The organism is Streptomyces stoeckheimensis (assembly GCF_045822005.1).
In the GTDB taxonomy this organism is placed as follows: Bacteria; Actinomycetota; Actinomycetes; order Streptomycetales; family Streptomycetaceae; genus Streptomyces; species Streptomyces stoeckheimensis.
This window is the reverse complement of sequence record NZ_CP169550.1, coordinates 7,367,841-7,394,601: the sequence shown is the minus strand read 5'-3', so window position 1 is coordinate 7,394,601 and position 26,761 is coordinate 7,367,841. Positions and strand designations below refer to the sequence as shown.

The following is a 26,761-nucleotide window of genomic DNA, read 5'->3' as shown; positions in this document are numbered from 1 at the left end:
TCGCCCGATCCTCCCGCCGACCCTCCGCCGTCGGCGAGAACGCGGCCCGCGCCCTGTTCTACGCTCACCGCATGGCTTCCATGATCACGCCGGACACCCCGGCGGCCGCCCAGGCGGACATCCCCGTGATCGATCTCAACGCCGATCTCGGCGAAGGTTTCGGCCGCTGGACGCTGACCGACGACGAGGCCCTGCTGTCCGTCGTCACGAGCGCCAACGTCGCCTGCGGCTTCCACGCCGGCGACCCGTCCATCATGCGCCGCGTCTGCGAGCTGGCGGCCGCGCGCGGGGTACGGATCGGCGCGCAGGTCTCGTACCGGGACCTGGCGGGCTTCGGCCGCCGCTCCATGGACGTGCCGGCCGGTGAGCTGGCCGACGAGGTGGCCTACCAGATCGGGGCGCTGGAGGTCTTCGCGCGGGCGGCCGGCTCCCGGGTGTCGTACGTGAAACCGCACGGCGCGCTCTACAACCGCACCGTGCACGACGCCGGCCAGGCCGCCGCCGTGGTGGCCGGCGTGCTGCTCGCGGCCGGTCCCGCCGGGCTCCCGGTGCTCGGGCTGCCCGGATCGCACCTGCTGGCCGCCGCCGGGCGGGCCGGTCTCGCCGCCGTCCCGGAGGCCTTCGCCGACCGCGCCTACACCCCCGCGGGCACCCTCGTGCCGCGCGGTGAGCCGGGCGCCGTGGTCCACGACCCGGACGCGGTGGTGGCCCGCGCGGTGGACATGGCCGCCGGACACGCGGTGACGGCCGCCGACGGCACCCGGATCCCGGTGGCCGCCCGCTCCCTGTGCCTGCACGGGGACACCCCCGGCGCCGCGGACCTGGCCGCGCGCGTGCGCGGGGCGCTCGGTGGGGCCGGTGTCCGGGTGGAGGCCTTCGCGTGAGGGCGCTGGAGGCCGGCGCCGGGGCGCTGCTGCTGGAGGTGGACTCCGCCGAGGAGGTGGCCGCGCTCCACGCGGAGCTGCTGCGCCGGCGCGACGCGGGCGAGCTGGGCGGCGTACGGGAGATCGTGCCGGCGGCCCGGACCGTCCTGCTGGACGGGGTGCGGGAGCCGCGCGTCCTCGCGGCCCGGATCGCCCGCTGGCGGGTCCCCCCGCTGGCGCCGGCCGACGGGCCGCCCCCGGTGACGGTCGCGGTGCGCTACGACGGCCCGGACCTCGCGGAGGTGGCCGCACGGTGGGAGGTGTCGCCCGAGGAGGTGCCCGGCATCGTCGGCTCGGTCACCTTCCGGGTGGCCTTCTGCGGGTTCGCACCGGGCTTCGGCTACCTGACGGGCCTGCCGGCCCGCCTCCGCCTGCCCCGGCGCGCGACGCCCCGTACGGCGGTACCGGCGGGCTCGCTGGCCCTCGCGGGCGAGTACGCGGGGGTCTACCCGCGCTCCTCCCCCGGCGGCTGGCAGCTGATCGGGTCCACCGACGCGGTGCTGTGGGACCCGGCGCGCGAGCCGGCCGCGCTGTTCGCGCCGGGGGTACGGGTGCGGTTCGCCGAGGAGGGATCGGCGTGAGGGGGCTGGAGGTCGTACGGGCGGGCGCGCTGACCACCGTCCAGGACCTGGGGCGGCCCGGGTACGCCCACCTCGGCGTTCCCCGGTCCGGGGCCCTCGACACGGGGGCGCGGGCGCTGGCCAACCGGCTGCTGGGCAATCCGCCCGGGGCTGCCGTCCTGGAGACGACCCTGGACGGCGTGGGACTGCGGGCGGTGGGCGGCCCGGTGACGGTGGCGGTGACCGGGGCGCCTTGTGCGGTACGGGTCTGCGGGCGCGCGGCGGCCTGGGGAGCCCCGGTCCTGCTGCGCGCCGGGGCGGAGCTGGAGGTGGGCCGGGCGGAGTCGGGGGTGCGCGGCTACGTGGCGGTGCGGGGAGGGTTCGCGGTCGAGCCGGTGCTGGGCAGTCGCTCGACCGATCTGCTGTCGGGCCTCGGGCCGCCGGTCCTGGCGGCGGGGGCGCTGCTGCCCGTGGGCGCTCCGGGTCCGGATCCGGTGGCCGGGGTGGATGGTCCGGCGGCGCCGGGCCCGCCCCCGGAACTCGTGCTCCCGCTGCGGCTGGGGCCGCGGGCCGACTGGTTCACGGCGGAATCCGTGACGGGACGGCTGCTGCGGGCGACGTACCGGGTCTCGGCCGCTTCGAACCGCATCGGGCTGCGCACGGAGGGGCCGCCGCTGGTGCGGGCGCGGGGTGGGGAGCTGCCGAGCGAGGGGATGGTGCTGGGGGCGGTGCAGGTGCCGCCGGACGGGCAGCCGGTGGTGTTCCTGGCGGACCATCCCGTGACGGGCGGCTACCCGGTGGTGGGCGTGGTCCCGCCGGGCCCGGCCCTGGACGCGGCGGCGCAGGCCCGGCCGGGTACTCCCGTCAGGTTCGTCCGGTCCCGGGGGTCCCGGTGAAACGCATTTCGGTGCTCCGGCCAAGTACGGGGTGAGGGGGCCGACCGGGCCCCTGCGCAGGGGAGGAACCGGGTGCACATCCCACGACACGAGACCGGGCCACCGGATCTGACCACGCCCGAGGGGTTCGGGGCGTTCTACGAGGACCACATCGACGCCGTGCTCGGCTTCGTCACCCGCCGGGTCGCCGACCCGCACCTGGCGGCTGATCTGACGGCGGACGTCTTCCTCGCGGCGATGGGATCGGCCGACGCCTACCGGAGCCACAGGGGAGCTCCGGTCGCATGGCTGTTCGGCATAGCCCGCACCGTCCTGTCGGGCCACGCCCGGGGGCTGGCCCGCGAGAGCGGAGCGCCGGCCCGGCTGAGCGGGCGCCGGCTGCTCGATGCCGAGGACGTCGCCGCGCTGGAGGAGCGCATAGACGCCGAGCGGGCCTTCCGCGACCTGGCCGAGCGGCACGCCGCGCTCTCCGAACCGCTCCGGGCCGCCCTCGACCTGGTCGTCCTCGACCAGCTCACCCCCGCCGAGGCGGCCCGGGCACTCGGCGTCACCCGGGCGACGGTCCGCGTCCGCCTGTACCGGGCCCGGCGCGCCCTGCGCGGCCCGGCCCCCGTCACCGAAAGCCAGTTGGAGGCAGTCCGATGAACACCCGGCCCAGCGGCTTCGAGGACCGCCTGAAGTCCGCCCTCCTCGCCCGTCTCCCGGAGCCCGCGCCCGCGACGCCCGCCCGGTCCTTCGCCCGGCGGTACGGCGTCCCGCTCGCGATAGGCGCCGCCACGGCCTCCGTGGTCGCCGTCATGGCCCTCCCGGGCAACGCCCTCAACGCCTCACCGCCGGGCGGCGGCCCGGCGGGCATGCCGAGTCCCTCGGCCACGGACGCACCCGAGATCAGGAAGGATCCGGACGGATCGCTCGTGTTCAAGCTGCCCACGCACGACCAGGTCCCGGCTCTGGTGCGACAGCTGAAGGCACTGGGGGTTCAGGCCGTCGTGGTCCCGAAGCGGCCGCGGTCCCAGTGCTCCGAGCTCGGGGGCGGGGGCCGCGGCCCGCAGGCCGACCCCGAGGCCGAGATATTGCAGAACGGCGGTGACGGCTTCGTCCTCAAGGTCAACGCGAAGACGGTCCCCCCAGGTCACACGCTCATGCTTCCGTGGGCGGACCACTACCCGCCGGGTGCACCGGGGATCTCCTTCGGCGTGGTCGAGACCTCCAGGCTCCCGTCCTGCGTGATCGACCACTCCGATGGCATGGATCAATTCCCGCCGCCGACGGCGGGGACCCCGGGCACCACCGCGCGCCCCGGCCCACTGACCACCCCGCCCCCGGGCCCCTGACCACCCCCGCGCCGAGGGGCGCGCCCGCACAGCGCTCGGCCCGGCCCCCTCGCATCGGGGGGCCGGGCCGCGTGCGTGTCGCTGGAGGGGCCGGCGGGGCTACACCGCCGACTCCGGGGTGATGCGGCTGCGGACCGCCGACTGGACGTCCTCTTCCTCGGCCGGGTCGGCCGCCAGGCGGCGCAGGCGGGGGGCGACTCGGGCGTCGGCCGTTTCCGCGTGGCGGGCGGCCACCTCGCGGGTGGTCTCCTCGCAGTCCCAGAGGCACTCGACGGCGAAGCCCGCCGCGAAGGAGGGGTCCGTCGCCGCCAGGGCCCGCGCGGCGCGGCCGCGGAGACCGGAGGAGGCCGTCTCCCGGTAGATGTGGCGCAGGACGGGGGCCGCGCAGGCGATGCGGAGCCGGCCGGCTCCGTCGACCAGGGTGAACAGCGGCGTCGAGTCCGGGCCGGAGCCGCGGACGGTGGAGCGCAGGGCGCCGAGGACGAGGGGGGCGTCCTCGATTCCGCCGCGGGCGGCCAGGAGGGTCGCTGCGGCCGTGCCGAGGGCGTCGGGGCGCTGGACCCAGCGCCGGGCCCGCTCGACGGCGGCGGGGCCGCACATGCGCTCGTAGGCGGCCACGGCCGGCTCGTCGCCGGCGGCTTCGATGAGGTCCAGTACGGCCGGGTTCTCCGGCTCGGCGAGGACCAGGTGGTGCAGCGCGGTGGCGCGGGCGGCCTCTCCGGATGCCCCGGCGGCGGCCGCCAGGATCGCGGAGCGGTCCTCGGGGGTGGCGACGGCGGCGAGGCAGCGGGCGGCCGGGACGTGCAGGGGGGTGCCCCGGCGCAGTCCGTCGGCGGCCCAGTCGAAGACGGCCTGGACGCCCCAGCCGGGCTGGGGGCCGCGCGGGGTGAGCTGGCGCTGCCAGCGGTCGAAGGAGCCCTGTTGGCGGGCTGCGCGCAACCGCTCGGCGTACGCGTTGGGTTCCGCCGCCTCTTCCCACAGGCGCCAGGGCCTGGGCTCGTAGGCGTCGCGGACGGCGGCGGCGAGCAACGCCTCGCCCTCGGCGGTGGCGGGGAAGCGGGCGAGGACGGGGGCGGCCAGTGAGCGCAGCCCCTCGTCGTCGTCGCGCAGGGCGAGCTCGTCGAGGGCCCAGGCCCAGTTGGCGCCCGTGGCGGCGTAGCGGCGCAGCAGCATGAGCGCGTCGTCGCGGCCGTACGAGGCCAGGTGGCCCAGGACGGACAGGGCGAGGCCCGTGCGGTGGTCGTCCTCGTCGACGAGGTCGTCGACGCTGAAGAGGTGGGCCTCGATCTCGCCCAGGGGGCCGTCGAGATCCAGGTACAGGCGTGCGTAGTACAGGGAGCGGTTCTCGACCTGCCAGTCCTGGCGCGGATCGCCGGCCACGCAGAGGTTGAGCGCCGCGAGGGCCTCTGCCCTGGGCGCCGCGAGTGCGTGCAGCGTGCCGTCGCCGCGGCCGCGCTGGAGGAGACCGAGCAGGGTGCCGCTCGGCGCTATGACTGGTTCGAACATGGGAATGGCCTCAAATCAAGCTGGGGACGCAACCGGGAATCGGAATTCACAGGGCCGCGTAACAGCATGCGAGGACGTCCGCCGTCAGGTTCCGCTCGATGTAGACCATTGCCTTCTCACTCTCGTCGGTGCTTCGCGGCCAGGGCGGCGGTCCCCCGGCAGGAGTGGGGGTCGGACACCCGTTGTGTCCTGCCCGCTCCTGCCCGTCCGTCCTGTCCGCGAATCGAATCCGACGCCATGATGACCCAGGCGGTTTGTGCGCCGCGACCACATTTAAGGCCGCCGTGACCAACCCGTGAGGTCTGGACCAGCCCAGAACCGGCCAGGGAGTGGCCAAAACCGGACTACTTGGCTCCGAAAAGCTCCAGCAGGTCGGCCTTGGCGAACATGCGGGCCGTGTCCACGGCGGAGGGCGTTCCGGCGTTCGGGTCGGCGCCGCCGGCGAGCAGCGCGCGGATGACGGCCTCCTCGCCCTTGAAGACCGCTCCGGCGAGCGGGGTCTGGCCGCGGTCGTTCGCGCGGTCGGCCTCGGCTCCGCGGGCCAGCAGGGCCGTGACGGCTTCGGCGTGGCCGTGGTAGGCGGCGAGCATGACGAGGGTGTCGCCTCGGTCGTTGGTGAGGTTCGCCGGGACGCCCGCGTCGACGTACGCGGCCAGGGTCTCGGTCTCGCCCCGGCGGGCGAGGTCGAAGATCTTGGTGGCCAGCTCGACGACGTCCTCGTCGGGAACGCCCGGAGAGTCCTGGGAGTCCTGGGAGCCGTTCTCGACGTGCTCACTCATCGGTCGTACCGCCTTTCACGGGCAGGGCTGCGCACGGCACTGCGTCCGTACGGGTGAAGCGTCAGAGTAGCGCCCGGACCTGCACATGAGAGGCGCGGGCCGAGGCAATGATCACCTTGCGGCCCGCGTGCCCCCATCCCGCCAGGCGCGCCAGCCGGGATGGGCCGGTCAAGTGAAAAATTGCCGCATTCACCCGTATGCACCTTTTATCGCATTGATACTTCCTGTGAGCCTGGAAGAACTGATGGTGACTGTCCCCACCCACCAGGAGAACTGACTCATGGTCCTGTCCATCTCAGGTGTCGTCCTGCTCGGCATCATCTGCTTCCTGTTCTTCAAGAAGGACGGCATGAAGCTCACGCACGCGTTCGTGTGCGCGCTCTTCGGCTTCTTCCTCGCCGGCTCCGCCATCGCCCCCAGCATCACGGCGAGCACGGCGAGCCTCGCGAGCCTTCTCGGCGGGATCAAGCTCTAGCGGCCGGCCCCGGCACCCACCCGAAGCTTCCACAACTCCAGGAGACGCCCGTGGCCCGGCGCCCACTTCCCCGCATCCTCAGCAGCGGCAGCGTGTCGCTGGCCCGGGGCCGCGACTTCGCTCGCACGGCCGCCGACAGCGCCACGGACGTCCTCCATCCGCTCCTCACCATCGGACGCGGCCTGCGCGTCCTGGCCTCGGCCGGACGCCGCAAATGGTGCGACACCCCCAAGGACAAGCGTGGTCCCGCGCTGTTCCTGGGTGCCGCCTGCGTCCTCGTGGTCGCGCTCGTCCCCTACGGTCCGCTCACCGCCCTGATCACCCTCATGGCGGCGGCGGCCTGGCAGGGACGCGACCGCACCCCGGTGAAGACCGGGCCCAGCGATGCCGAGACCGAACGGCTCGGCTCCCTCTACGAAGCCCTCGTGCCGTACTTCTCCATCCCGGAGGACCCGAGCCCCCTCTTCGCCCACGGCGGGGAGTGGGACAAGGCCTTCAGCGGCTACGAGTTCGACGAGGCGGGCCGCGTCACCCGGCTCCACATCCGCTACCCGGCTTACTTCACCGACGGCGAGGCCGCTTCACGGGCCCGGATCGAGGCACTGCTGCACGCCAAGTCCGGGCGCGGACGGGAGTATCTCTTCGACTGGGACGAGGAGGGCAACCAGCTCGACCTGAGCGTGCTGGCGGCGCTGCCCACAGGCATCGCCGCCCAGCCTTTCGTCACCTCTCCCGGTGAGACCGTGCTCGGCTTCACCGACCCCGGCAGCGTGCAGCGCACCCTGCCCGTCCTGGACGGCGACGAGCCCCGGGACATGCCGCCGGTCATCTGGCGCACCGGCTCCCGTTCCGCCGAACCCCATCTGCTGGCCGTGGGCCAGCCCGGCAGCGGCACGTCCACGCTGCTGCGCTCCATCGCCCTGCAGGCCCTGCGGCACGGGGGCGAGGTGCTGATCGTGGAGGGCGGCGGCACCGGCGAGTACTCCTGCCTCTCCGGCCGCGCCGGAGTCCTCGCCGTGGAATGCGGGCCGAGCGGGGCGCTGGCCACCCTGGAATGGGCCGCCCGCGAGACCGAGCGGCGCCTGATCGCCACCCACCGGGCCCGCGAAGCCGGCCGGCCCGCCCCCGAGGACACCCGGCGCCCGCTGTGGATCCTGCTCGACCGGCCCAGCGTGCTGGCCCACCTGGCCACCGCCGAGGGCGCCCCCGACCCGATCGCGCAGCTCCAGGTGCCGCTGCGGCACGGGCGCGCCGCCCACGTCACCGTGGTGGTGGCCGAGCAGTTCGACCACCTGGAGCTGCTGAACGACTCCGTCTGGCAGCACACGAGGGCCCGGGCGGTGCTCGGAGCCGCCACGATCCAGCAGATCGCCGACGTGCTGGGGCTGCCCCCGCACACCACGCCGACGGCCGTACTGCCGCCCGGGCGCGGGTACGCCCGGCTCGGCGCCGGTCCCGTGCACCGGCTCCAGGTGCCGGCCACCCCGGACCCGTACGACGAGGCCACCCACCCGGGACACCGCCAGGCGGTACTGGACCTGCTGCCCGAGCGGCAGGCGCCGCCCAAGCCCGTCCCGGACCACGTCACCCTGGGCAAGCCGCTGCACATCGTCCAGGCGCCCGCCCAGGCCCAGGGCCCGGCGATCGACGCCTCGGACATCCCCGAGGTCCCGGCGGACGCCCCGTAGAACGCGCGGGGGCCCGTCCGGCCCTACGCGACGAAGGTGCGCGGCGGCTCCGCCCCGCCGCCGCCCGCTCCGGTGGCGACCAGCCGGGCCGCGGCGGCCAGCCGGGCGGCCGCCTCCTCGGCCACGGGGCCGCCGACGGTGAACGGGAGCCTGACGTAGCCCTCGAAGGCCCCGTCGACACCGAACCGGGGCCCCGAGGGCACCCGTACGCCCACCCGCTCCCCCACCTCGGCCAGCCGGGAGCCGGAGAGCCCGCCCGCGCGGGCCCACAAGGTCAGGCCGCCGAGCGGGACCCGGAACTCCCAGTCGGGCAGCTCCCGGCGGACCGCCGCCACCAGCGCGTCCCGGTTCTCCCGGGCCTGGTCGCGGCGGATCTCCACGGCCTGCTCCCAGCCTCCGGTGCGCATCAGCCAGTCCACCGCGAGCTGTTCCAGCACGGGCGTGCCCAGGTCGGCGTAGGCGCGGGCGGCCACGAGGCTGCGGATGACGTCGGGGGCCGCGCGGACCCACCCGATGCGCATGCCGGCCCAGAAGGCCTTGCTGGCGGAGCCGACGGTGATGACGGTGGAGCCGGCCGGGTCGAAGGAACAGACGGGGCGGGGCATCTCCAGCGCCGGGTCGAGCTGGAGCTCGACCATGGTCTCGTCGGCGACGAGGACGGTGCCGGCCGAGCGGGCCGCGTCCACCATCGCGCGGCGCTGTTCGTCGGAGGCCAGGGCCCCGGTCGGATTGTGGAAGTCGGCGACCACGTAGGCGAGGCGCGGGGCAGAGTCGCGGAGCACCTGGCGCCAGACGTCCATGTCCCAGCCGGTCAGCCCCTCCCCCATGGCGACGGGCACGAGGCGGACTCCGGCGGCGCGCATGAGCTGGAGGATGTTGGCGTAGGACGGGGATTCGACGGCGATGCGTTCTCCGCGCCCCGCGAAGAGGCTGCAGATGGCGTCGATGGCGCCCATCGCGCCCGTGGTGACCATGATCTGCTCGGGCATGGTCGGAATGCCGCGCTCGGTGTAGCGGTCGGCGAGCATGCGGCGCAGCGCGGGCAGCCCGGCCGGGTAGTCCCCGTGGGTGTGGGCGTACGGGGGGAGTTCCTCCAGGGCGCCCTGGACGGCCTTGGTGAGCCAGGGCTCGGGGGCCGGGAGTGCGGCGCAGCCGAGGTCGATCATCGAGCCGAGGGCCTCGGGGGGCAGGGGCTCCAGGCCGCGGGCCGGCATGGGGTTGCCGGCGGGCACCGAGGTCCAGCTGCCCGCGCCCCGCCGGGATTCGAGGAACCCCTCGCCGCGCAGGGCCTCGTAGGCGGCGGCGACGGTGGTGCGGCTGACGGAGAGGGCCACGGCGAGCTCCCGCTCGGCGGGGAGCCGGGCGGCGACGGGGATGCGGCCCTCGAGGACGAGCAGGCGGATGCCGTCGGCGAGCGTGCGGTACGCGGGCAGCTTGCGCCCGCCGGGCGCGGCGGCCCGGCCCTGCTGGGAGGTGATGAGCCGGCCGAGCTGTGCGGCACCGACGGCCGAGGTCCACTGCGCCATGCGTTCGGGTCCACCTTCGCGAAATTGGCCCCTGCCGGCCCCTTGAGGGCGGCATTGGATCGATCCTTGGGGGTCCAGAGTGCCACGGGGTGGCCGGAGGCCGGGGCCCAGGGGGCCACCGAGGGAGCGGGGAGGGCCACAGGGGCCCGGGCGGGCGGGCGTTCACCGGCCGGACACGGGGGCGCTCCCGGCCCGGCGCGGGCAGGGGGCATACTGCCGCGGTGACGCACGTACGCCTACCCCACCCTTATCTCGACCACCCGGGTCCGATCCCCTTCGCGCATCGCGGCGGGGCCGCGGACGGTCTGGAGAACACCGCCGCCGCCTTCCGGGCGGCGGCCGCCGCGGGCTACCGGTACTTCGAGACCGATGTGCACGCCAGCGCCGACGGGAAACTGGTCGCCTTCCACGACGCCACCCTGGACCGGGTGACCGACGGGCAGGGCCGCATCCGCGAGCTGCCGTGGAGCCGGCTCCGCGAGGTCCGGGCCGGCGGCAGCGAGCCCCTCGCGCTCTTCGAGGACCTGCTGGAGGAGTTCCCCGACGCCCGGTGGAACGTGGACATCAAGGACGAGTCCGCCGTGCACCCGCTGGTCGGCCTGATCGCGCGGGCCGGGGTCTGGGACCGGGTGTGCGTGGGCTCCTTCTCCGAGCGCCGGGTCGCCCGGGCCCAGAAGATCGCCGGCCCGCGGCTGGCGACCTCGTACGGGGTGGCGGGGGTGCTCGGGCTGCGGCTGCGGTCGTACGCGATCCCGGCCGCGCTGCGCGCGGGCGCGGTGGCGGCGCAGGTGCCGGAGACCCAGGCGGGCATCCGCGTGGTGGACCGCAGGTTCGTGCGGACGGCCCACGAGCGGGGGCTCCAGGTGCACGTGTGGACCGTGAACGAACCGGAACGCATGGAGGCTCTCCTCGACCTGGGAGTCGATGGCATCATGACCGACCGGATCGACATCTTGCGCACGGTGCTGGACCGGCGCGGAGCCTGGGCCTGACCGGCCCGTTCGGCTGCGCGCCCGGTGGCGGCGGCCGCAGCGGTACGGGGACCAGCGAGGGGGCACCAATGAGTGCGCAGACGACGGAAGACGCAGAACCGGGGGCCGAGGACGGCAGAGCCGCCGCCGCGGCAACGGCCGCGCGCAAGCGCGAGCAGCGCGGCTGGTACTTCTACGACTTCGCGGTGTCCGTGTACTCGGCGAGCGTGCTCACCGTGTTCCTCGGGCCGTACCTCACCTCGATCGCCAAGGCCGCGGCGGACGCCGAGGGCTTCGTGCATCCGCTGGGGATCCCGGTGCGGGCCGGTTCCTTCTTCGCCTACACGGTGTCCGCCTCGGTGATCCTGGCCGTGCTGCTCATGCCGCTGGCGGGGGCGGTCGCCGACCGGACCGGCCGCAAGAAGCCGCTGCTGGCCGTGGCCGCGTACACCGGGGCCGCGGCGACGGCCGGCATGTTCTTCCTGGCCGGCGAGCGCTACCTGCTGGGCGGGCTGCTCCTGATCGTCGCGAACGCCTCGCTGTCGGTCTCGATGGTGCTGTACAACGCCTATCTGCCGCAGATCTCCACGCCGGACGAGCGGGACACGGTCTCCTCGCGCGGCTGGGCCTTCGGATACACCTCGGGCTCGCTGATGCTCGTGATGAACCTGGCGCTCTACATGGGCCACGACTCCTTCGGTCTCACCGAAGGCATGGCGATCCGCATCTGCCTGGCCTCCGCGGGCCTGTGGTGGGGAGCCTTCGCGCTGATCCCGCTGCGCCGGCTGCGGGACCGCGCCGTGGTCCGGGAGCCGGGCGCGGCCCCGGCCGTCAGCGGCTGGAAGCAGCTCGTCGCCACCCTGAAGGACATGCGGCGCTACCCGCTGACCCTGTCGTTCCTGCTGGCGTACCTGATCTACAACGACGGCGTGCAGACGGTGATCTCCCAGGCCTCGATCTACGGGTCGGAGGAGCTGAAGCTGGAGCAGTCCACCCTCATCGGGGCGATCCTGCTCGTCCAGGTCCTGGCGGTGGCCGGTGCGCTGGGGATGGGCCGGCTGGCCCTCCGGTACGGCGCCAAGCGGACGATTCTCGGCTCGCTGGCGGCCTGGGGCCTGACGCTGGCCGCCGGATACTTCCTGCCGGCCCGGACCCCGGTGTGGTTCTTCGCACTCGCCGCGATGATCGGACTGGTCCTCGGCGGCAGCCAGGCGCTCTCGCGCTCGCTGTTCTCGCACCTGGTTCCGGCGGGCAAGGAGGCCGAGTACTTCTCGGCGTACGAGATGAGCGACCGGGGGCTGAGCTGGGTGGGCCCGCTGGTTTTCGGGCTCACGTACCAGGTCACGGGCAGCTACCGGGACGCGATCATCTCGTTGGTGGTCTTCTTCGCACTGGGTTTCGTGCTGCTCGCCCGAGTGCCGGTGCGGCGCGCGGTGGAGGCGGCGGGGAATCCTGTACCCGAGCGGATCTGACCGGGGATCCGACGCATCCGACGGATCCGAGGGGTCGCAGCCGCGCGAATTCGGAACGAATTTCGACGTTCAAGCTAAGGGCCGGTAGTGTACGCCTTTGGCCTGCCAGGCGGACCGTTACTGCGTGCTTATGAAGTGAAGACGTTGGGTGACATCTGCTGCCAGATGTGACAAAACGGGCACTGGTGGGTACAACAAGGGGCGGTACGACGGGCGACGCATGACCCGGAGCGGGAATCTATACCGCCGACCGGACGTTGACCGGATGACGACGACAGCGACACCTGTCCTGTGGGCGACAAGCCCGGGAGGCACGATTCATGAGTGAGCGAGCTCTCCGCGGTACGCGGCTCGTGGTTACCAGCTACGAGACGGACCGCGGCATCGATCTGGCCCCGCGCCAGGCGGTGGAGTACGCATGCCAGAACGGACATCGATTTGAGATGCCGTTCTCGGTTGAGGCAGAAATTCCGCCGGAGTGGGAGTGCAAGGCGTGTGGCGCCATGGCACTCCTGGTTGACGGGGATGGGCCCGAAGAGAAGAAGGGCAAGCCTGCGCGAACGCACTGGGACATGCTCATGGAGCGGCGCACCCGCGAGGAGCTGGAGGAAGTGCTGGCCGAGAGGCTCGCGGTCCTTCGTTCCGGCGCCATGAACATTGCCGTGCATCCGCGCGACAGCCGCAAGTCCGCCTGACAGCCGGACGCCACACAGCGGCAAGCAGTACCCGCAGCACCGTAAGACAGCACGAAGCCGAGGGGCCCCACCGCACAGTGTGCGGTGGGGCCCCTCGGCTTTGGTCGTGTGCGCCGTTGCTCCGCGCCGATCCCTGGCGCCGATCCCTCAGGGGGTCAGCGGCGGCCGGTGGCCGTTGTCGGGCCGCTGCGGGCCGTCCTCGCGGATGACCTCGCCGTGGATGACCTCGCCCGGGACGACCTTGCCGTCCGGGTAGTGGATCCGGGCCTGCTGGAAGGCGTCGCCGAACGAGCCGGCCGGCGCGGAGGCCATCTTCCGCTCCAGGGAGCGGGCGGCCGCCCGTCCGATCAGGGCGCGGACGGGCGGGAGCAGGAGGAGCAGGCCGGCCGCGTCCGAGATCAGGCCGGGCATCATCAGGAGCAGGCCGGCCAGCATGGTCAGACCGTTGCCCGTGCCGGGCTTGCCGGGCTGCGGCGGGGTCGGCTGACGGCCCTCCTGGGCCTGCTGGAAGGTGTCCGTCAGGTTCTTGAAGGCACGTCGTCCGGCCCGCTTGATGACCACCGCACCCAGCACCAGGCCGCCCGCGAGCAGCAGGGCGACACCACCGCCGCCGATCAGTCCGGCGACCTGGCCGAGCAGCCAGATCTCCAGGATCAGCCAAGCCGCGATGGCCAGGGGAAGGTACGTACGGGCGGGCGAACGCCGCCGGGGGGCCGTAGAGGTCGGAACTCCGGTCGTCATACCCCCAGTGTGCCTGGGCCGGGGTAAAGACGTCCTCAGCCGGAGGTACCGGACATCCCCTAGGGGTGCCGGACCGCCCGGCGGGGGCTCTGGTCCCGGCCCCGGCGCGGGCTACTTGTTCCGGGGCTTGCCCGCCAGCTTGTCCGAGAGCTTGCCGGCGTGCTCCTTGAGGCCCCACTGGGTGACCCTCCAGAGGGCCTCCACCACGATGTCCTTGCTCATCTTGCTGTCGCCGAACTCGCGCTCGACGAAGGTGATGGGCACCTCGACCACGCGGAAGCCCTTCTGCACCGCGCGGCGGGCCAGGTCGACCTGGAAGCAGTAGCCGGCCGAGGCCACGTCGGCCAGGCCCAGCCCTTCGAGGGTCTCGCGGCGGAAGGCGCGGTAGCCGCCGGTGACGTCGCGGATCGGGACGCCCAGCATCAGCCGGGAGTAGGTGGACCCGCCCCGGGAGAGGAACTCCCGGCTCTTGGGCCAGTTGACGACCCGGCCGCCCGGCACCCAGCGGGAACCCAGCACCAGGTCGGCGCCCTCCAGGGCGGTGAGCAGCCTGGGCAGCTCCTCGGGCTGGTGGGAGCCGTCCGCGTCCATCTCGATGATGACGCCGTAGCCGTTCTCCAGGCCCCACCCGAAGCCGGCCAGGTAGGCGGCCCCGAGGCCTTCCTTGCCCTTGCGGTGCAGCACGTGGACCTGGTCGTCCGCGGCCGCCAGCTCGTCGGCGAGCTTTCCGGTGCCGTCCGGGCTGTTGTCGTCGGCGACCAGGACGTGGGCCCCGGGTACAGCCGCGCGGACGCGGCCGACGATCAGCCCGATGTTCTCCGCCTCGTTGTAGGTCGGAATGATCACCAAGGCCGTGCCGAGCGGTCCGTAGCTTCGCTGTCCGCCGTCGCTCACTGATTCCCCTTTTGCGTTCTCGTACATCCTGTACGTCGTGTCGCAGAGGATGATTTTAGAACAGCGATCGGGGCCCGCGGTCCTTCGGGCCGGACCGGCTCCCGCTGGCTGCGGGCCGCCTGACCGTTGTCTACTGGACCGCAGGGCCCCGATCTGAGGCCACCGCCCCCAAGTCTCTTGCGGAGCAGGGGGGACACCCTTGCGGCGAAACCTTCCCTCGCCCCCGAGGCGCGGGCGCGGCTGAGCGATCGGCTCCGTCCGGTTCGGACGTCCGGTGGTGGACCCGGCCGAACCTATCCGGGTCCGACCGCCCTCACCGAACCACGGCCACCCGGATCACCCCTGTGGCCGTACGAATACCTCCCGGCCGCCGACCACAGTGGCGAGGCAGACCGGCAGCTCGCCGCCGGGGGTCAGGTCCGGCAGTCCGGGGGTGCCGGAACGGGGATCCGTGGACCAGCGGGCCACCCGGTCGTCGGGGGCCTGGACCACCAGTTCGGCGGTGTCCCAGACCGCGTAGTCGGCCGGGGCGCCGGGGACGAGGATGCCCGCGTCGTCGCGGCCCAGGGCCCGCCAGCCGCCGCGGGTGTGGGCGGCGAAGGCCGCCCGTGCGGAGATGCGGTGGGCGGGGGTGTGGTGGAAGGCGGCCGCGCGGACGGTGCCCCAGGGGTCGAGGGGGGTGACCGGGGCGTCGGAGCCGAAGGCCAGGGGGACGCCGGCCTTGAGCATGGCCGCGTAGGGGTTGAGGGTGCGGGCGCGCTCGGCGCCGAGCCGGTCGGCGTACATGCCCTCCTCGCCGCCCCACAGCGCGTCGAAGGCGGGCTGCACGGAGGCCGTGAGGCCGAGTTCCGCGAAGGCGGCGATGGTGGCCGGGGTCATCATCTCGGCGTGCTCGACGCGGTGCCGGGCCGCGCGGACCCGGTCCAGGCCGACCTTGTCGGCGGCGGCCCGGACCCCGGTGACCACGGCGGTGATCGCGGCGTCTCCGATGGCGTGGAAGCCCGCCTGGAGGCCCGCCTCGGTGCAGGCGGCCACGTGGTCGGCGACGGCCCGCGCGTCGAGGTAGTCGGTGCCGGTGTGGTCCGCGTCGGCGTACGGGGCGTGCAGGCAGGCGGTGTGCGAGCCGAGGGCTCCGTCGACGAAGAGGTCGCCGGCCGCCCCGACGGCGCCGAGTTCCTTGACCCGGGCGAGGTCCCGGTCGGCCCAGTAGCCGAAGACCCGCGGGCCGGGGTGGGTCCGCGCCAGCTCCAGGAGGCCGCTGAAGTCCTCCGGGGAGGAGATCTCCGGGCCGCCGCACTCGTGGACGGAGCCGATCCCGAGGGAAGCGGCCCGGTCGAGGGCGGCCCGCTGTGCCTCGGCGCGCTGGGCCGGGGTGAGGGCGCCGAGCGCGGCCCTGCGTACGGCGTGGTGGGCGTCGCGGGTCAGCGGCTCGTCGGCGGCCGCGCGCACCTCGGGTACGAGGCGGAGCAGGGCCGTGGTCACCACGGCGGAGTGCGCGTCGATGCGGCTGAGGTAGAGCGGCCGGCCGCCGGTGGCCTCGTCGAGCTCCTGCCTGCGGGGGGCGCGGCGTTCGGGCCACCGGGCGGCGTCCCAGCCGTGGCCGAGCAGCACCCGGTCGGCGGGGCGCGCGTCCGCGTACGCGCGCACGCGCAGGAGGGCTTCGGCGAGGGAGGCGGCCGTGGACAGGTCCAGGCCGGTCAGGGCGAGGCCCGCGGAGGTGGTGTGCACGTGGGCGTCGGTGAAGGCGGGGGTGACGAGCGCCCCTCCGAGGTCGACGACCTCGTCCACGCCCTGCGCGAAGGCGTCGGCGGCGCCCTCGGAGCCGACCCAGGCGATGTGGCCGCGCTCGACGACCATCGCGGTGGCGAAGGGGTCGGCGGGGCTGTGGACCTCTCCGCCGCGGAGGAGGACCGTACGGGGGCCTCCGGCGGTGGGGGCGGGGGCTCCGGCGGTGGTGTGGTGGCCTCCGGCGGCGTTGGCGGAGTCGGCGGTGCGGTCTGTCATGCCGACAGTCTGGCGGGTGCGGTGCGCGGTCCCGACCACGGCCCCTCCGGGGGGAGTCCCCTACCCGCCCTTCGCCCGTTCCCCGGGGCTCCGCCCCGGACCCCGCTCCTCAAACGCCGGAGGGGCTGGGCTTCGTCGGAGGGGCTGGATTGGTCACACCCGGGGCGGGCGGGCCTCGTACGGGGTGGAGAGGACCACCGTGGTGCGGGTGGAGACGTGGGCCAGGGCGCGGAGGCGGCCCAGGAGGTCTTCCAGCTCCAGCGGGGTGGCCACGCGGACCTTGAGGATGTAGTTCTCGTCGCCCGCGACGCTGTGGCAGGCCTCGATCTCGGGAACCCCGGCCAGCCGCTCGGCGATGTCGTCGGGCGCGCTCGGATCGAAGGGCTTGACCGAGATGAAGGCCGTCAGGGGAAGGCCGACGGCCTCGGGGTCGACGACCGCCGCGTAACCGCGGATGACCCCGCGCTGCTCCAGGCGGCGTACTCGCTGATGGACCGCCGACGTGGACAGTCCGGTGGCCTTGCCCAGGTCCGTGTAGCTCATCCGCCCGTCCCGCACGAGCAGATCCACGATCTGGCGGTCCAGCTCCTCCATTGCGCTCATAGCCGCACAACTTACGGCCCCGAACCGTTTAGGCCCACCCGTGTCCACGGATTGAGGTGGCACCTGCGGCAGGCATGTGACCAAGGCCACAGGGGTATGCGGGCGTACGGCGGCCGGATGTGGTTACTCGTGCCGCGCGACGGGAAGTGCTTGGGGTGGCCGTGGCCGAAGAACCTGCCCGCCCGGCCCACCCAAGGGGGAGTACATCCATGCTGAACACCAAGCGCGCCGGTCGCATCGAACCGGAGCCCCTGGAAATCGTCGAGAGCGGTTACGCCGACGACGACGAGTACCTCGAATACGACGCCGAGGGATTCGAGATCCACCACGCGACCTGCCCCGACTGCGGCCAGTCGATCGCCCTCGTCGCGGACGAGGAGTTCCTGCCGGAGCACGCCCTCTGCCTGACCCCGTGGAACCCCTTCGGGCTCACGGTGTGCGCGGGCACCGGGCGGCCCGCCTCCGACGCGCTGCCCACCCTCGGCTTCGGCGACGACGGGGCCCCGGAGCTGGAGCCCGTCGTCCACCTGGCGCTTCCGCAGGGCCTGGACTGGCGGACGCAGCCCTTCTCGCACGTCGGCGGCCCCGGCTCGCGCCCCGTGCGGATGCCGGCGCCCGCGGTGATGCCGCAGATGCGCCAGCACGCGCAGGCCGCCTGAGCCCGGGCCGAGCGGCCTCCTGGTCGCCTACCAGTACGTTCCCTGCACCATGGCGGTGAGACTGGCGTGGTGCAGGATCAGGCTGTCGGGATCCGCCGGGACCTCGACCTCGCCGAAGTGCGCCTGCCGGTAGGCGATGCGCAGCATCACGATCCCGTGCCGCAGGGCGGCGTAGAGCGTGTGGAACTCCATGTCCCGCGGCGTGTGCCCGGTGAGTTCGGCGTACCGGCGTTCGATGTCCTCGCGGCGCAGGAAGTCCGGCAGGCCCGGCTGGCCGAAACCGACCGTCAGATCCTGGAAGAAGCAGTGCAGGTAGACGGTCCAGCCCAGGTCCACCTCGCGCGGGGCGCAGGCCGCCATCTCCCAGTCGAGGACGGCCACCGGTTCGAAGCCGTCCGTCTCGTAGATGACGTTGCCGATGCGCGCGTCGCCCCAGTTGAGGACGGCCGGGCCACCCTCGTCCGCGGGCCAGAGCTCTTCGAGCCGGGCGAACGCCCGCTCCAGCAGCGGTGACCGGGACTTCCCCTCCACCACCCAGTCGTAGTAGGCGCGTTGGGCCTCCACGTGGCGGCGCAGCGGGCTCCCGTCGCCCTCCGGGAGGAGGAACCGCGCCTCCTCGGGCGGGAACTGTTCGTGCAGCCGGGCGAGCAGCGCGATGCTCGCCTCCTGCAGCGCGGCGCGCTGCGCGTCGGTCGCCGCGTGCAGCCAGTTCCCCTCGTAGGTGTAGGGCATCACGTCGGGCGGTACGCGCCCTTCGGCGCGGGCCATCACGAAGAACGGCGCCCCGAGCGGGCCGGGGTCCTCTTCCAGCCACTGCACGCGCGGGACCGGCAGGTCGGTGTGGGCGGCGACCAGGCTCATGACCCGGTGCTGGCGGGGCATGTCGTAGGTGGGGAAGACCGTGTAGGCGGCCGGGTCGGCGGCGAGGCGCAGCGCGCAGGCGTGGATCGGGGCGTCGGGGTGCTCTATGTCGAAGAGCAGGGTCTCGCTGGACATGCCGTTGGACCCGGGGACGGAGATGTTGGTGACCTTCGCGCCGGGAAGCTCGGTGTCGAGCCAGGCGGCGAGGCGCCGGCCCAGCTCCTCGGGTTCGCGGGTGGAGGTACGGGGGCGCGGTGCCGGTCCTGCCATGGGAAACCCCTTCTCTGGCTTGACTGTTGAGGCTTGAGGTTGGCGGTGGTGGTGCCGGCCCTCCCGTCCGGGAGGGCCGGGTTACGGGGCCACCGAGCTGTAGTCGGCGAAGCCGCTGGGGTCGTGGCGTCCGAAACTGCCGTGCTCGAAGATGCCGTAGCCGGTGCGGCCTTCGAGGGTGAAGCGGGCCGAGTGGTCGGTGACCCCGAAGGCGGCCATGGGGTGGGCCGCGGGGTCGGAGAGGTCGTAGGTGCGGCGGTCGGTCCAGCCGCGGCCCTGCCAGGTGCCGTGCTGCCAGTCGGAGGCGGGCGGGTAGCCGGCTCCGACGGCGAGCGGGGAGGAGTTCAGGATCTCCACGCCGAGTTCCAGGGGCTTGCGGCCGGCCGGGTCGGTGAGGTGGACGACGGCACTCTCGGGGTGGCGGCTTCCCGGGCGGTAGCGGATGTCGGTGTGCGGCCAGCCGAGCTGGACGTCGTGGCGGCCGCTGCCCTCGGGGAAGACCTGGACGGCTTCACTGAGGGCCCGGTGGCCGTCGGCGTCCTCCTGGGTGATGACCATCAGGAAGCGGTCCTCGAACCGGACGGGGATCCAGAGCCAGTGGAAGCCCTCGGGCCGGTGCTCCTCGGCCGCCCGGCCGCCCTCCTCGCCGGGGATCGGGCGCACCCCCCAGCTCCGGTCGCGGGTGCCGGTCCAGTCGGCGTCGAGGGTGAACTCCTCGCCCTTGGCGCGGATGGTGCCGGTGACGCCGCCCGCCTGGACGAAGCGGCGGCCTTCGAGGATGAGGCGGTCGCCCCGGCGCTGGGTGTGGTGCGGCTCCCAGACGGTGGGGAACTCGGCGGTCCAGGTGATGTCGTACGAGAGCCCGTCGGGGTCCTCGGGGTCGGCGGCGCAGGTGAGGGTGATCCGCCGGAGGGGTTCGTCGACGGTGATGCGGAGGGGGCCGACGGAGAGGTTCATCCGGTCGTCGGTGAGGGCGTCGGAGGCGCGGACCGCGAGCAGTTCGTCGCCGACGCGGAGGGTGGCGTATGCGTCGATGACACCGGCGTTGGGGTAGACGCCGAGGCCGAGGATCAGGACGGCGCGACCCGCGTGGTCGAAGACGTGGAAGATGCAGCGGTCGTAGGCGTTCCGGTCACCGGTTACGAGGTGCTTCATCGACAACGGGGCCTGGTGGATGGGGTATTCGTCGAGCGGTACGGGCCGGTCGGCGGGCATGGCGAACCTCCGGGGACGGGTGCGAGGGATGACACCTGGGCGGAGATGACGGTACGTCAGATTGCCGGGTGGGGAACAGGGTTGTGGCACAGACTGGCAGGGAGACACACCGTGCGGGGGCCCGGTTCGGGCGGGCCTTCGACGGGGTGGGCGGGGCCTCCCGGGGGGCGGCGGGTTCCCCGGGGTTGGCCCCCGGCGGACCGGCTGCGCCTGCCCGGGGAGGCTCCCCGGAGCGCTGCCCGGTTGGCACCGGATCCGTGCGCGCTCATGGGGGCGCGCTGTGTCGGCGGGGTCTGGGTGGGGCCCTGCGGGGCTGTCCCCTACCCGCCCTTCCACCGCTCCCAGGGCTCCGCCCTGACCCGGTCCTCAAGCGCCGGACGGGCTGGGAAGGGGTACCGGGCTCCGCCCGGACCCCGTGCGGCGCCGTTGCCGGGGGCCAGCCCCCGGACCCCCGCTCTTCAAACGCCGGAGGGGCTGATCCTGGGCGGCTTCGGCTCGCAAGGCGGCGGCCCGTGGGGACAGGTCGAACGGATGGGCGGGGTTACCCGTGGGTCCGGTGGCGCGTTGGCCCGGTATGACCACGATGGAGACTTCCACGCCGAAGGTGGGGCGCCGACGGCGGGCGCCTGCCGCCGGGCACGAAGAATCGGTTCGGCAGGCCCCCGACCCGCCCATCTACCGCGCTCTGCTCACCCGCTGGGAGGAGGACGGCCGGACCCTGCCGGGGCAGCGCGATCCGGAGTGGTCCCGGATCGCCTCCTCCCCCATCTGGCCGACGGGCCCCCTCTTCGGCGGCTGACCCCTCACAGCGCGAGCAGGCCCGCCGCCGTCGGCCGGAAACCGCACCGGGCGTAGAACTCGCCGAGGTGCGGTTCGTAGTCCACGTGCAGCCACTGCGCGCCCGCGCCCCGGGCCGCCTCGGCGGCAGCCCGGACCAGGCGCACCCCGAGCCCGTGGCGGCGCTCGTCCGGGTGCACCGTGGTGTCCAGTACGAAGGCGTGCGCGCCCCCGTCCCAGGCCACGTTGACGTAGCCGACCAGCCGCCCTGCCCTGCGCGCCGCGACCCAGCTCAGGCTGCGGGCCAGGACCGGCGCGAAGGACGTGTCCCGGTGCCCGGGCCAGGACGCGGAGAACAGTCCGTTCAGCTCGGGGTCGGTCAGGGGCTCCCGTACGGTCAGCTCCGCCCCGGCCTGCGACTCCCCCGCGGTCGATTCCTCCCCGGGCCGACCGGTCACCGCGATTCCGGGCCTGCCAGGTGGCGGGCGATCACCATGCGCTGGATCTGGTTCGTGCCTTCCACGATCTGGAGGACCTTCGCTTCGCGCATGAGCCGCTCGACCGGGAAGTCCGCCGTGTAGCCGTAGCCGCCCAGGACCTGGACCGCGTCCGTCGTGACGGCCATCGCCGCGTCGGTGCAGAAGAGCTTGGCCATCGCCGCCTGGCGGGAGAAGGGCTTGCCCGCGTCCCGCAGCCGCGCCGCCGCGAGGTAGAGGGACCGGCCGGCCTCGATCTTCGTGGCCATGTCGGCCAGCATGAACCGCAGGCCCTGGAAGTCCGCGATGGGGTGCCCGAACTGCTTGCGGTCCAGGGCGTACGCCAGGGCCTCGTCGAGCGCGGCCTGGGCCACGCCGATCGCGCAGGCGGCGATGCCGAGGCGGCCCGCGTCCAGGGCGGCCAGGGCGATGGTGAAGCCCTGGCCCTCCTCGCCGATGCGGCGCGTGTCGGGGACCCGTACGCCGTCGAAGTGCAGCTGGGCGGTGGGCGAGCCCTTCATGCCCATCTTCTTCTCGGGGACCGCCGCCGTGAGGCCTTCCACGTCACCCGGGACCAGGAAGGCGGTGATGCCCTTCGGGCCGTCCACGCCCGTGCGGGCCAGCACCGTGTAGAAGTCGGCGACCCCGCCGTGGGTGATCCAGGCCTTCGTGCCGCTGATCACCCAGTCGTCGCCGTCCCGGACCGCCTTGGTGGTCAGGGAGGCCGCGTCCGAGCCGGAGGCCGGCTCGGAGAGGCAGTACGCGCCGAGCAGCCCGCCGCCGAGCATGGCGGGCAGGTGGGCGCCCTGCTGCTCCTTGGTTCCGTAGCCGGCCAGGCCGTGGCAGGCCAGCGAGTGCACGCTGACGCCCAGCCCGACGGTCAGGCGGGCCGCGGCCAGCTCCTCCAGCACCTGGAGGTAGACCTCGTACGGCTGGTCGCCGCCGCCGAACTCGCCGGCGTACGGGAGCCCCAGCAGACCGGACTCGGAGAGCAGCGCGAAGACCTCCCGGGGGAAGCGGCCGGCATCCTCCTCCTCGGCGGCCCGGGGGCGGATCTCCCGCTGCGCGATCTCGCGTACGAGCGCGAGCAGGTCTCGGGACTCCTCGGTGGGCAGCGATCGGTCCACCTGCGGCGCGCGGTCGGTCATGGCGGCGCTCTCCTCACGTTCAAGCACGGGGCGGCGCGTGAGGGTGGTACGCGTCGCCGGGTCTCGGGGCTCACAGCCGATGGTGCCCTCCCGGATCGCGGGAAGGTCCAGTTCAAGGGGCTGCGGCGGTTGAGTATGCCCGATCAGGGGCTTCCCGTCACGGGTACAAGATCCTCCTCGGGGACGGGCGGGGCCGGGTACTCCGGGACGAACTCCTCGATCACCGTCAGGGTCGCGCGCAGCGTGCGCACCAGCAAGGCGCCGAACTCGGCCCGATCCGGGTGGTCAGGCCGGCCGGAATGGTCAGGACGGCCGGGATGGCCGGGATGGCCGGGAGCGTCTGCCGCCGCGTCCGCCTGGGCCTGCGCCGGGACCTGCGCCGGGGCGTCCGCCGGGCCGATCCAGTCGAGGGTGCTGCCCTCGACGCCCGCCAGCCAGCCGACCAGGGCCAGCCGGGCGATCGGCGGGATCTCGCGGCGGCCGTACGCGCCTTCCGCGATGGTCGCGATGAGTTCCTCGCGGACGGCGTCGCGGATGGCGAGGACCTCGGAGTCCGAGCCGACGCCTCCGGTGACGATGGTGCGGTAGGCGGCCTGGTTGTGCTCGGCGTAGTACAGGTAGCCGTCGATGGTGGTGCGCACGCGCTGCGCGTTGGGCAGTTCGCTCTCGCCCGCGGCTCGGGCCACGAGCTCGGCCACCGAGTCCTCGACGATGGCCAGGTAGTAGCCGCGTTTGCTCTTGAAGTAGTAGTAGATGAGCCCCTTGGCCACGCCCGCGTGCTTGGCGATGTCGTCCATGGAGAGCGCGTCGTACGAGGTGTCGGCGAACAACTTCCGCCCGATCGCTATGAGTTCGGCCCGCCGAACCTGCGAACGCCCGGTCGTTCCGCGCTGTTGACTATTATTCAAATTCAGCCCTAGCCTCGAACTGCCACAGGAAGCCCGCAGTATGGCAGACCCCTGTGCACCCCCCTTTGCACTCCCCCTGCGCACCGGACGACGTACGGGAGGAACACATCATGGGCAACGGCAGGACGAGCGCGTCGAGCACGGCGCACACGAAGAGAAGGTCGCCCGAGGGCCGGGTCGACTGGAAGAAGACGGCCGCCGTCGCGATGCCCGCGGTCGTCGCGGTCGGGGCGATGGCGATGGTCATGGCACAGGGCGCGCTCGCCGCCTCCTTCGCCGTCTCGGGGACGAGCTTCCAGGTCTCCTCGTCCAAACTCAGCAGCAAGGGCCTGGCCTCCTACGTGCAGACGGACCGCTCCGTCGACGGCAAGGGCCATCCCGTCGCGCTGCTCGGCATCGGCGAGGCCACCCTCACGGACATCTGCCAGGCCGCCGAGGTGGACACCCCGGTGGGCAAGGTGGTCTTCAAGCTGACCGCGGGCGGCCCGGCCGGCGCCGTCACGGCCAGCAATCTCGTCATCGACGGCGAGGACCTGGCCGGCGACGCCGTCTTCGGGACGGCCCAGATCGGCCGCGACGCCTCCACCCTCGACCAGGTCGGCGGGATCAAGGGCGAGGCCGGCAAGTTCGGCCTCCAGGCCGGGGACATCGAGGTCGTGGACGTGAAGTCGCACGCCTGGTCGGCGACCGGCGGCAACTTCCACCTCAAGGGCCTGAAGCTGAACGTCAGCCTGGACGGCAAGAAGTGCTTCTAGGCCTGCGCGGGCCCGCCGGGCCGGGCAGCGGGTGGCTGGATCGCCGGCTCCCGCTGCCCGGCCCCCGGCGGCGGCTGCGCGCCTGGCGCCGCACCCGCCCCTTCTGGGGCGGACTGCTGGTGATCCTGGGCGGGACCGAGCTGCTGCTGGTCCCGCTCTCCCCGCTCACCGTGCTGGTCAGCCTGGGCCTCGGCGGGATCGCGGCCATCGGGATCGGACTCGCGTTGGTCGCCGCCGGCCTGTTCCTGTGGCTGCTGCCGCAGACCCGGGCCTACGTCTCGATCCACGCGCTGCTGCTCTCGGTGCTGTCCTTCGTGGCGACCAACCTCGGGGGCTTCCTCGTCGGGATGCTGCTCGGCATCGCGGGCAGCGCGCTGGCCTTCGGCTGGACCCCGGCGCCCGATCCGGAGGCGGGCGGGGAGGGCCCGTACGTCCCGAGCCTGGACGGCAGCGGGCCGCGCACGCTGGCCGCCGCGCTGCCGGTGGTGCTGCTCGCCTCGCTGGTGGCGGGCACCGGGGAGGCGAGGGCCGCCCCGGCCGGTCCGCCGATGGCGGCGCGCACTCCCCCGACCGTGACCACCGCGCTCTTCGCCCCGCAGGGGTTCGCCTTCGCGGGGGTCACCCACGTGCCCACGGTGGACGGCCCGCTGAAGGTGCTGGTGCTGCGGATGCGGGCGGCCACGCTCACCGACTACGAGCTGCGCAGCCGTGACGGCCGCGAGGAGTACGGGCTCGCCGCGAAGAGGCTGGACCTGAGCGGCGACGTGACCTTGTACCTGACCAAGTTCAGCGGGTGCATCGAGGGGCTGCTGTGCGTGACCTTCAGCCCGGACGGCCTGCCCGCTCCCCCGGTCATCCCGCCGTTCGTCTTCATGACCCGGGTGAGCGCGGAGCAGGCGCTGGTCACCTCCGACGTGATCAAGACCGACGACCTGCGGCTGGTGGCCTCGTGATCCCCGTCCAGGCCGCGCCGCTGTGGGCGTACGGCATCGGCGCCACCTTCGCGGTGGCCGCCGGGCGCCAGCTCCAGTGGTGGGAGCGGTCGGTCCGGGGCGAGGGGGTCCGTACGAGGAGCCGCGCGGCCAATCCGTACCTGGCGCTCACCCTGCTCTATGCGGCGCTGCTGCCCGCCCCGACCGGGGCGTACCTGATGTGGCAGAACCCGGCCTGGTCGACGATGCACGCGGCCCGCGGGCACGACGGGGTGTGGGCCGGCTTCGCGCTCTTCTACGGGGCCTCGGTGGTGGTCGGCGCGCTGCTCGGGTTCCTGGCGGCGCGGCTGTTCGTCCTGGTCGGGGCCGGCTACTGGGGGTACCTCCAGGCGGTCGCCGGGTACTTCCTGCTGTTCTTCACCCTGATCCACGGGTGGGACGGCACGGGGTACGAGCGGCTGCTGAGCGCCGATCCGCGGGCCTTCGCCGACTGGCCTGCGGAAGGCGTGGCGAACGGCGTCCTGGCCTTCGCGACCTCGGGCACCTTCCTGGCCGTGCTGATCTTCGGGACGGCCGTCATCGGCACGATGCTGCTGGCCGAGATCGGCTGGCTGGTGGAGGGCTGGCGGCTGCCGGGCGCCGCGGCGGACCTCAAGGTGCCCAGGGTGATCGCGGTGGCGATCGCCGGGGCGGGGGTCTACGGGCTGCCGTTCGCGGGAGCGCTGGGCGCGAGCGTCCTCGTCCGGCTGCTCGGCTGGTGGGCCGGGATCGGGGTGTTCGCCCTGGTGGCCGGGGTGGTGCTGCTGCCGGCCCGCTCGCCCGTACGGGCGCTGTACGGGCTGGTGGGCGTTCCGGACCGGCACTGGCGGGTGGAGCCGGAGGCCGGGGCGGAGGCCGAGGCGGAGGCCGCGGCGGGGGCCGAGGCGGAGGCCGGGGCGGGGGCCGAGGCCGAGCCGGAGGTTAGAAGAACCAGCCGACCTGGGTGACGAACATGGCCACGACCACGACCAGGGTCCAGCCGAGCACGTGCTCCAGCCAGGAGGAGGAATCGTCCTCGGGTCCGCCGGTGCGGACCAGGTTGCGGGCGGTCGGGGCGGCGCTGTGTGCGGTCATGCCCTCCAATGTGACAGCGGAGGCGGCCCTCGCGGTAGAGACGATGGTCACGGGTGGCATGTCTCACGCCCCCGGCCGCGTGGTGCGGACCGGGGGCGCGAGGGGTCGTGCGTACCCGATCAGGTGGTGCGGTCGCGGCCCGCCATGCCCGCCATGGCCAGGGCCAGGCACAGGGCGATACCGCCGGCGAGGACGTTGCTCCACACCGTGCGGGTGGTGCTGACGTCGCCGGAGATGACGAAGGGCGCGACGATCGTCCAGGCGGCGAGACCGACCGCGGTCCAGGCCATGGCGTGGGTGCGTTCGTAGGCGGAGCCGAGTCCGCTCATGCACAGACAGTAGGCCAGGCCCGCGATCAGGTTGTTGATCGCCAGCGAGCTGAGCCCGCTGAATCCGGCGATCCACGGCGAGGCGGCGATGTACAGGCCCGTCATCAGGGCCAGCGCCTCGACGATCTGGGCACTTGGAGTGCTGGTGACCCGCTCGAACCGCGAGCGCATCTCAGCGAGGTCGGGGTGGTGTTCGATTCTCGGTTGAGTGGTCATGGCGGGCTGCCTCCTATGAGAAGCTCCTATTGCCC

The 26,761-nt window shown here is 73.6% G+C and carries 29 protein-coding genes; 15 read left to right on the top strand and 14 right to left on the bottom strand.

Going from position 1 to position 26,761, the window contains the following annotated elements; all coding sequences use genetic code 11:
* Window positions 1-71 precede the first annotated feature (71 nt).
* The 5 genes from ACE1OC_RS33595 to ACE1OC_RS33575 all read left to right on the top strand — a co-directional run bounded on the left by ACE1OC_RS33595 (window position 72) and on the right by ACE1OC_RS33575 (window position 3,713).
* A complete protein-coding gene (locus ACE1OC_RS33595) occupies window positions 72-884 on the top strand; it encodes a LamB/YcsF family protein (protein WP_407840132.1) in 813 nt (270 codons plus the stop codon).
* A complete protein-coding gene (locus ACE1OC_RS33590) occupies window positions 881-1,504 on the top strand; it encodes a 5-oxoprolinase subunit B family protein (protein WP_407840131.1) in 624 nt (207 codons plus the stop codon). Before ACE1OC_RS33595 ends, ACE1OC_RS33590 begins: the two co-directional genes overlap by 4 nt.
* Complete coding sequence (locus ACE1OC_RS33585; protein WP_407841761.1) at window positions 1,495-2,379, top strand: biotin-dependent carboxyltransferase family protein; 885 nt, start codon at window positions 1,495-1,497, stop codon at window positions 2,377-2,379. The genes ACE1OC_RS33590 and ACE1OC_RS33585 overlap by 10 nt, the downstream gene beginning before the upstream one ends.
* Window positions 2,380-2,451: 72 nt before the next feature.
* Window positions 2,452-3,024, top strand: a complete 573-nt coding sequence (locus ACE1OC_RS33580; RefSeq protein ID WP_407840130.1) for an RNA polymerase sigma factor — start codon at window positions 2,452-2,454, stop codon at window positions 3,022-3,024.
* Window positions 3,021-3,713, top strand: coding sequence for a hypothetical protein (locus ACE1OC_RS33575; RefSeq protein WP_407840129.1), 693 nt, complete (start codon window positions 3,021-3,023; stop codon window positions 3,711-3,713). Before ACE1OC_RS33580 ends, ACE1OC_RS33575 begins: the two co-directional genes overlap by 4 nt.
* Before the next feature lie 99 nt (window positions 3,714-3,812).
* Here the strand turns inward: ACE1OC_RS33575 and ACE1OC_RS33570 are convergent, their stop codons facing one another.
* Together ACE1OC_RS33570 and ACE1OC_RS33565 are read right to left on the bottom strand one after the other, a co-directional pair.
* A complete protein-coding gene (locus ACE1OC_RS33570) occupies window positions 3,813-5,219 on the bottom strand; it encodes a HEAT repeat domain-containing protein (protein WP_407840128.1) in 1,407 nt (468 codons plus the stop codon).
* 344 nt (window positions 5,220-5,563) lie between these two features.
* Window positions 5,564-5,998: an ankyrin repeat domain-containing protein gene (locus ACE1OC_RS33565; protein WP_407840127.1), complete on the bottom strand. Its 435-nt coding sequence runs from the start codon at window positions 5,996-5,998 to the stop codon at window positions 5,564-5,566.
* A gap of 280 nt (window positions 5,999-6,278) precedes the next feature.
* Between ACE1OC_RS33565 and ACE1OC_RS33560 the strand changes: the two genes are divergently transcribed.
* Window positions 6,279-6,473: a hypothetical protein gene (locus tag ACE1OC_RS33560; protein ID WP_007262923.1), complete on the top strand. Its 195-nt coding sequence runs from the start codon at window positions 6,279-6,281 to the stop codon at window positions 6,471-6,473.
* Window positions 6,474-6,523: 50 nt separating this feature from the next.
* Window positions 6,524-8,161: a hypothetical protein gene (locus ACE1OC_RS33555; protein ID WP_407840126.1), complete on the top strand. Its 1,638-nt coding sequence runs from the start codon at window positions 6,524-6,526 to the stop codon at window positions 8,159-8,161.
* A gap of 23 nt (window positions 8,162-8,184) precedes the next feature.
* Here the strand turns inward: ACE1OC_RS33555 and ACE1OC_RS33550 are convergent, their stop codons facing one another.
* Window positions 8,185-9,687: a PLP-dependent aminotransferase family protein gene (locus ACE1OC_RS33550; RefSeq protein ID WP_407840125.1), complete on the bottom strand. Its 1,503-nt coding sequence runs from the start codon at window positions 9,685-9,687 to the stop codon at window positions 8,185-8,187.
* A 221-nt stretch (window positions 9,688-9,908) separates the two neighbouring features.
* On the opposite strand from ACE1OC_RS33550, the gene ACE1OC_RS33545 reads away from it, so the two are divergent.
* From ACE1OC_RS33545 to ACE1OC_RS33535, 3 genes are all read left to right on the top strand, one after another.
* Window positions 9,909-10,679, top strand: coding sequence for a glycerophosphodiester phosphodiesterase (locus ACE1OC_RS33545; protein WP_407840124.1), 771 nt, complete (start codon window positions 9,909-9,911; stop codon window positions 10,677-10,679).
* A 68-nt stretch (window positions 10,680-10,747) separates the two neighbouring features.
* On the top strand, window positions 10,748-12,130 hold the full coding sequence (locus ACE1OC_RS33540; protein ID WP_250751288.1) for an MFS transporter: 1,383 nt from the start codon (window positions 10,748-10,750) through the stop codon (window positions 12,128-12,130).
* Window positions 12,131-12,450: 320 nt separating this feature from the next.
* Window positions 12,451-12,825, top strand: coding sequence for an RNA polymerase-binding protein RbpA (locus ACE1OC_RS33535; protein WP_007262928.1), 375 nt, complete (start codon window positions 12,451-12,453; stop codon window positions 12,823-12,825).
* Window positions 12,826-12,972: 147 nt separating this feature from the next.
* Here the strand turns inward: ACE1OC_RS33535 and fxsA are convergent, their stop codons facing one another.
* The 4 genes from fxsA to ACE1OC_RS33515 all read right to left on the bottom strand — a co-directional run bounded on the left by fxsA (window position 12,973) and on the right by ACE1OC_RS33515 (window position 17,058).
* Window positions 12,973-13,566 carry an FxsA family membrane protein gene (gene fxsA / locus ACE1OC_RS33530; RefSeq protein ID WP_407840123.1) on the bottom strand — a complete coding sequence of 198 codons (594 nt, stop codon included), beginning with the start codon at window positions 13,564-13,566 and terminating at the stop codon, window positions 12,973-12,975.
* Window positions 13,567-13,677: 111 nt separating this feature from the next.
* Window positions 13,678-14,460 (bottom strand): polyprenol monophosphomannose synthase, encoded by a 783-nt coding sequence (locus ACE1OC_RS33525; RefSeq protein ID WP_407840122.1) that lies wholly within the window; start codon window positions 14,458-14,460, stop codon window positions 13,678-13,680.
* A gap of 336 nt (window positions 14,461-14,796) precedes the next feature.
* Window positions 14,797-16,464 carry an amidohydrolase gene (locus ACE1OC_RS33520; protein ID WP_407840121.1) on the bottom strand — a complete coding sequence of 556 codons (1,668 nt, stop codon included), beginning with the start codon at window positions 16,462-16,464 and terminating at the stop codon, window positions 14,797-14,799.
* 153 nt (window positions 16,465-16,617) lie between these two features.
* On the bottom strand, window positions 16,618-17,058 hold the full coding sequence (locus ACE1OC_RS33515) for an Lrp/AsnC family transcriptional regulator (protein WP_030240692.1): 441 nt from the start codon (window positions 17,056-17,058) through the stop codon (window positions 16,618-16,620).
* Window positions 17,059-17,276: 218 nt separating this feature from the next.
* Between ACE1OC_RS33515 and ACE1OC_RS33510 the strand changes: the two genes are divergently transcribed.
* A complete protein-coding gene (locus ACE1OC_RS33510; RefSeq protein WP_382969730.1) occupies window positions 17,277-17,726 on the top strand; it encodes a hypothetical protein in 450 nt (149 codons plus the stop codon).
* A gap of 27 nt (window positions 17,727-17,753) precedes the next feature.
* Here the strand turns inward: ACE1OC_RS33510 and ACE1OC_RS33505 are convergent, their stop codons facing one another.
* A complete protein-coding gene (locus ACE1OC_RS33505) occupies window positions 17,754-18,857 on the bottom strand; it encodes a phosphotransferase family protein (protein WP_407840120.1) in 1,104 nt (367 codons plus the stop codon).
* 81 nt (window positions 18,858-18,938) lie between these two features.
* Complete coding sequence (locus ACE1OC_RS33500; RefSeq protein ID WP_407840119.1) at window positions 18,939-20,072, bottom strand: hypothetical protein; 1,134 nt, start codon at window positions 20,070-20,072, stop codon at window positions 18,939-18,941.
* A 583-nt stretch (window positions 20,073-20,655) separates the two neighbouring features.
* On the opposite strand from ACE1OC_RS33500, the gene ACE1OC_RS33495 reads away from it, so the two are divergent.
* A complete protein-coding gene (locus ACE1OC_RS33495) occupies window positions 20,656-20,871 on the top strand; it encodes a hypothetical protein (RefSeq protein WP_407840118.1) in 216 nt (71 codons plus the stop codon).
* 4 nt (window positions 20,872-20,875) lie between these two features.
* Here ACE1OC_RS33495 and ACE1OC_RS33490 read toward each other — a convergent pair whose 3' ends face one another.
* The 3 genes from ACE1OC_RS33490 to ACE1OC_RS33480 form a co-directional block, all read right to left on the bottom strand.
* A complete protein-coding gene (locus tag ACE1OC_RS33490; protein ID WP_407840117.1) occupies window positions 20,876-21,307 on the bottom strand; it encodes a GNAT family N-acetyltransferase in 432 nt (143 codons plus the stop codon).
* Window positions 21,304-22,473 carry an acyl-CoA dehydrogenase family protein gene (locus ACE1OC_RS33485; RefSeq protein WP_407840116.1) on the bottom strand — a complete coding sequence of 390 codons (1,170 nt, stop codon included), beginning with the start codon at window positions 22,471-22,473 and terminating at the stop codon, window positions 21,304-21,306. The genes ACE1OC_RS33490 and ACE1OC_RS33485 overlap by 4 nt, the downstream gene beginning before the upstream one ends.
* Before the next feature lie 143 nt (window positions 22,474-22,616).
* Window positions 22,617-23,381 carry a TetR/AcrR family transcriptional regulator gene (locus ACE1OC_RS33480; protein WP_407840115.1) on the bottom strand — a complete coding sequence of 255 codons (765 nt, stop codon included), beginning with the start codon at window positions 23,379-23,381 and terminating at the stop codon, window positions 22,617-22,619.
* Window positions 23,382-23,587: 206 nt separating this feature from the next.
* On the opposite strand from ACE1OC_RS33480, the gene ACE1OC_RS33475 reads away from it, so the two are divergent.
* Genes ACE1OC_RS33475 through ACE1OC_RS33465 form a run of 3 tightly spaced genes read left to right on the top strand, consistent with a single transcriptional unit; the run spans window position 23,588 to window position 26,054 of the window.
* On the top strand, window positions 23,588-24,136 hold the full coding sequence (locus ACE1OC_RS33475; RefSeq protein ID WP_407841760.1) for a DUF6230 family protein: 549 nt from the start codon (window positions 23,588-23,590) through the stop codon (window positions 24,134-24,136).
* Entirely contained in the window at window positions 24,127-25,089 is a 963-nt protein-coding gene (locus tag ACE1OC_RS33470; protein WP_407840114.1) for a DUF6114 domain-containing protein, read from the top strand. The genes ACE1OC_RS33475 and ACE1OC_RS33470 overlap by 10 nt, the downstream gene beginning before the upstream one ends.
* Window positions 25,086-26,054 (top strand): hypothetical protein, encoded by a 969-nt coding sequence (locus tag ACE1OC_RS33465; protein ID WP_407840113.1) that lies wholly within the window; start codon window positions 25,086-25,088, stop codon window positions 26,052-26,054. The genes ACE1OC_RS33470 and ACE1OC_RS33465 overlap by 4 nt, the downstream gene beginning before the upstream one ends.
* Here the strand turns inward: ACE1OC_RS33465 and ACE1OC_RS33460 are convergent.
* Together ACE1OC_RS33460 and ACE1OC_RS33455 are read right to left on the bottom strand one after the other, a co-directional pair.
* Window positions 26,029-26,181, bottom strand: a complete 153-nt coding sequence (locus ACE1OC_RS33460; RefSeq protein WP_407840112.1) for an SCO1431 family membrane protein — start codon at window positions 26,179-26,181, stop codon at window positions 26,029-26,031. The two genes, ACE1OC_RS33465 and ACE1OC_RS33460, sit on opposite strands and share 26 nt — an antisense overlap.
* Before the next feature lie 119 nt (window positions 26,182-26,300).
* Entirely contained in the window at window positions 26,301-26,726 is a 426-nt protein-coding gene (locus tag ACE1OC_RS33455) for an SPW repeat protein (RefSeq protein WP_382969758.1), read from the bottom strand.
* Between the last annotated feature and the right edge of the window lie 35 nt (window positions 26,727-26,761).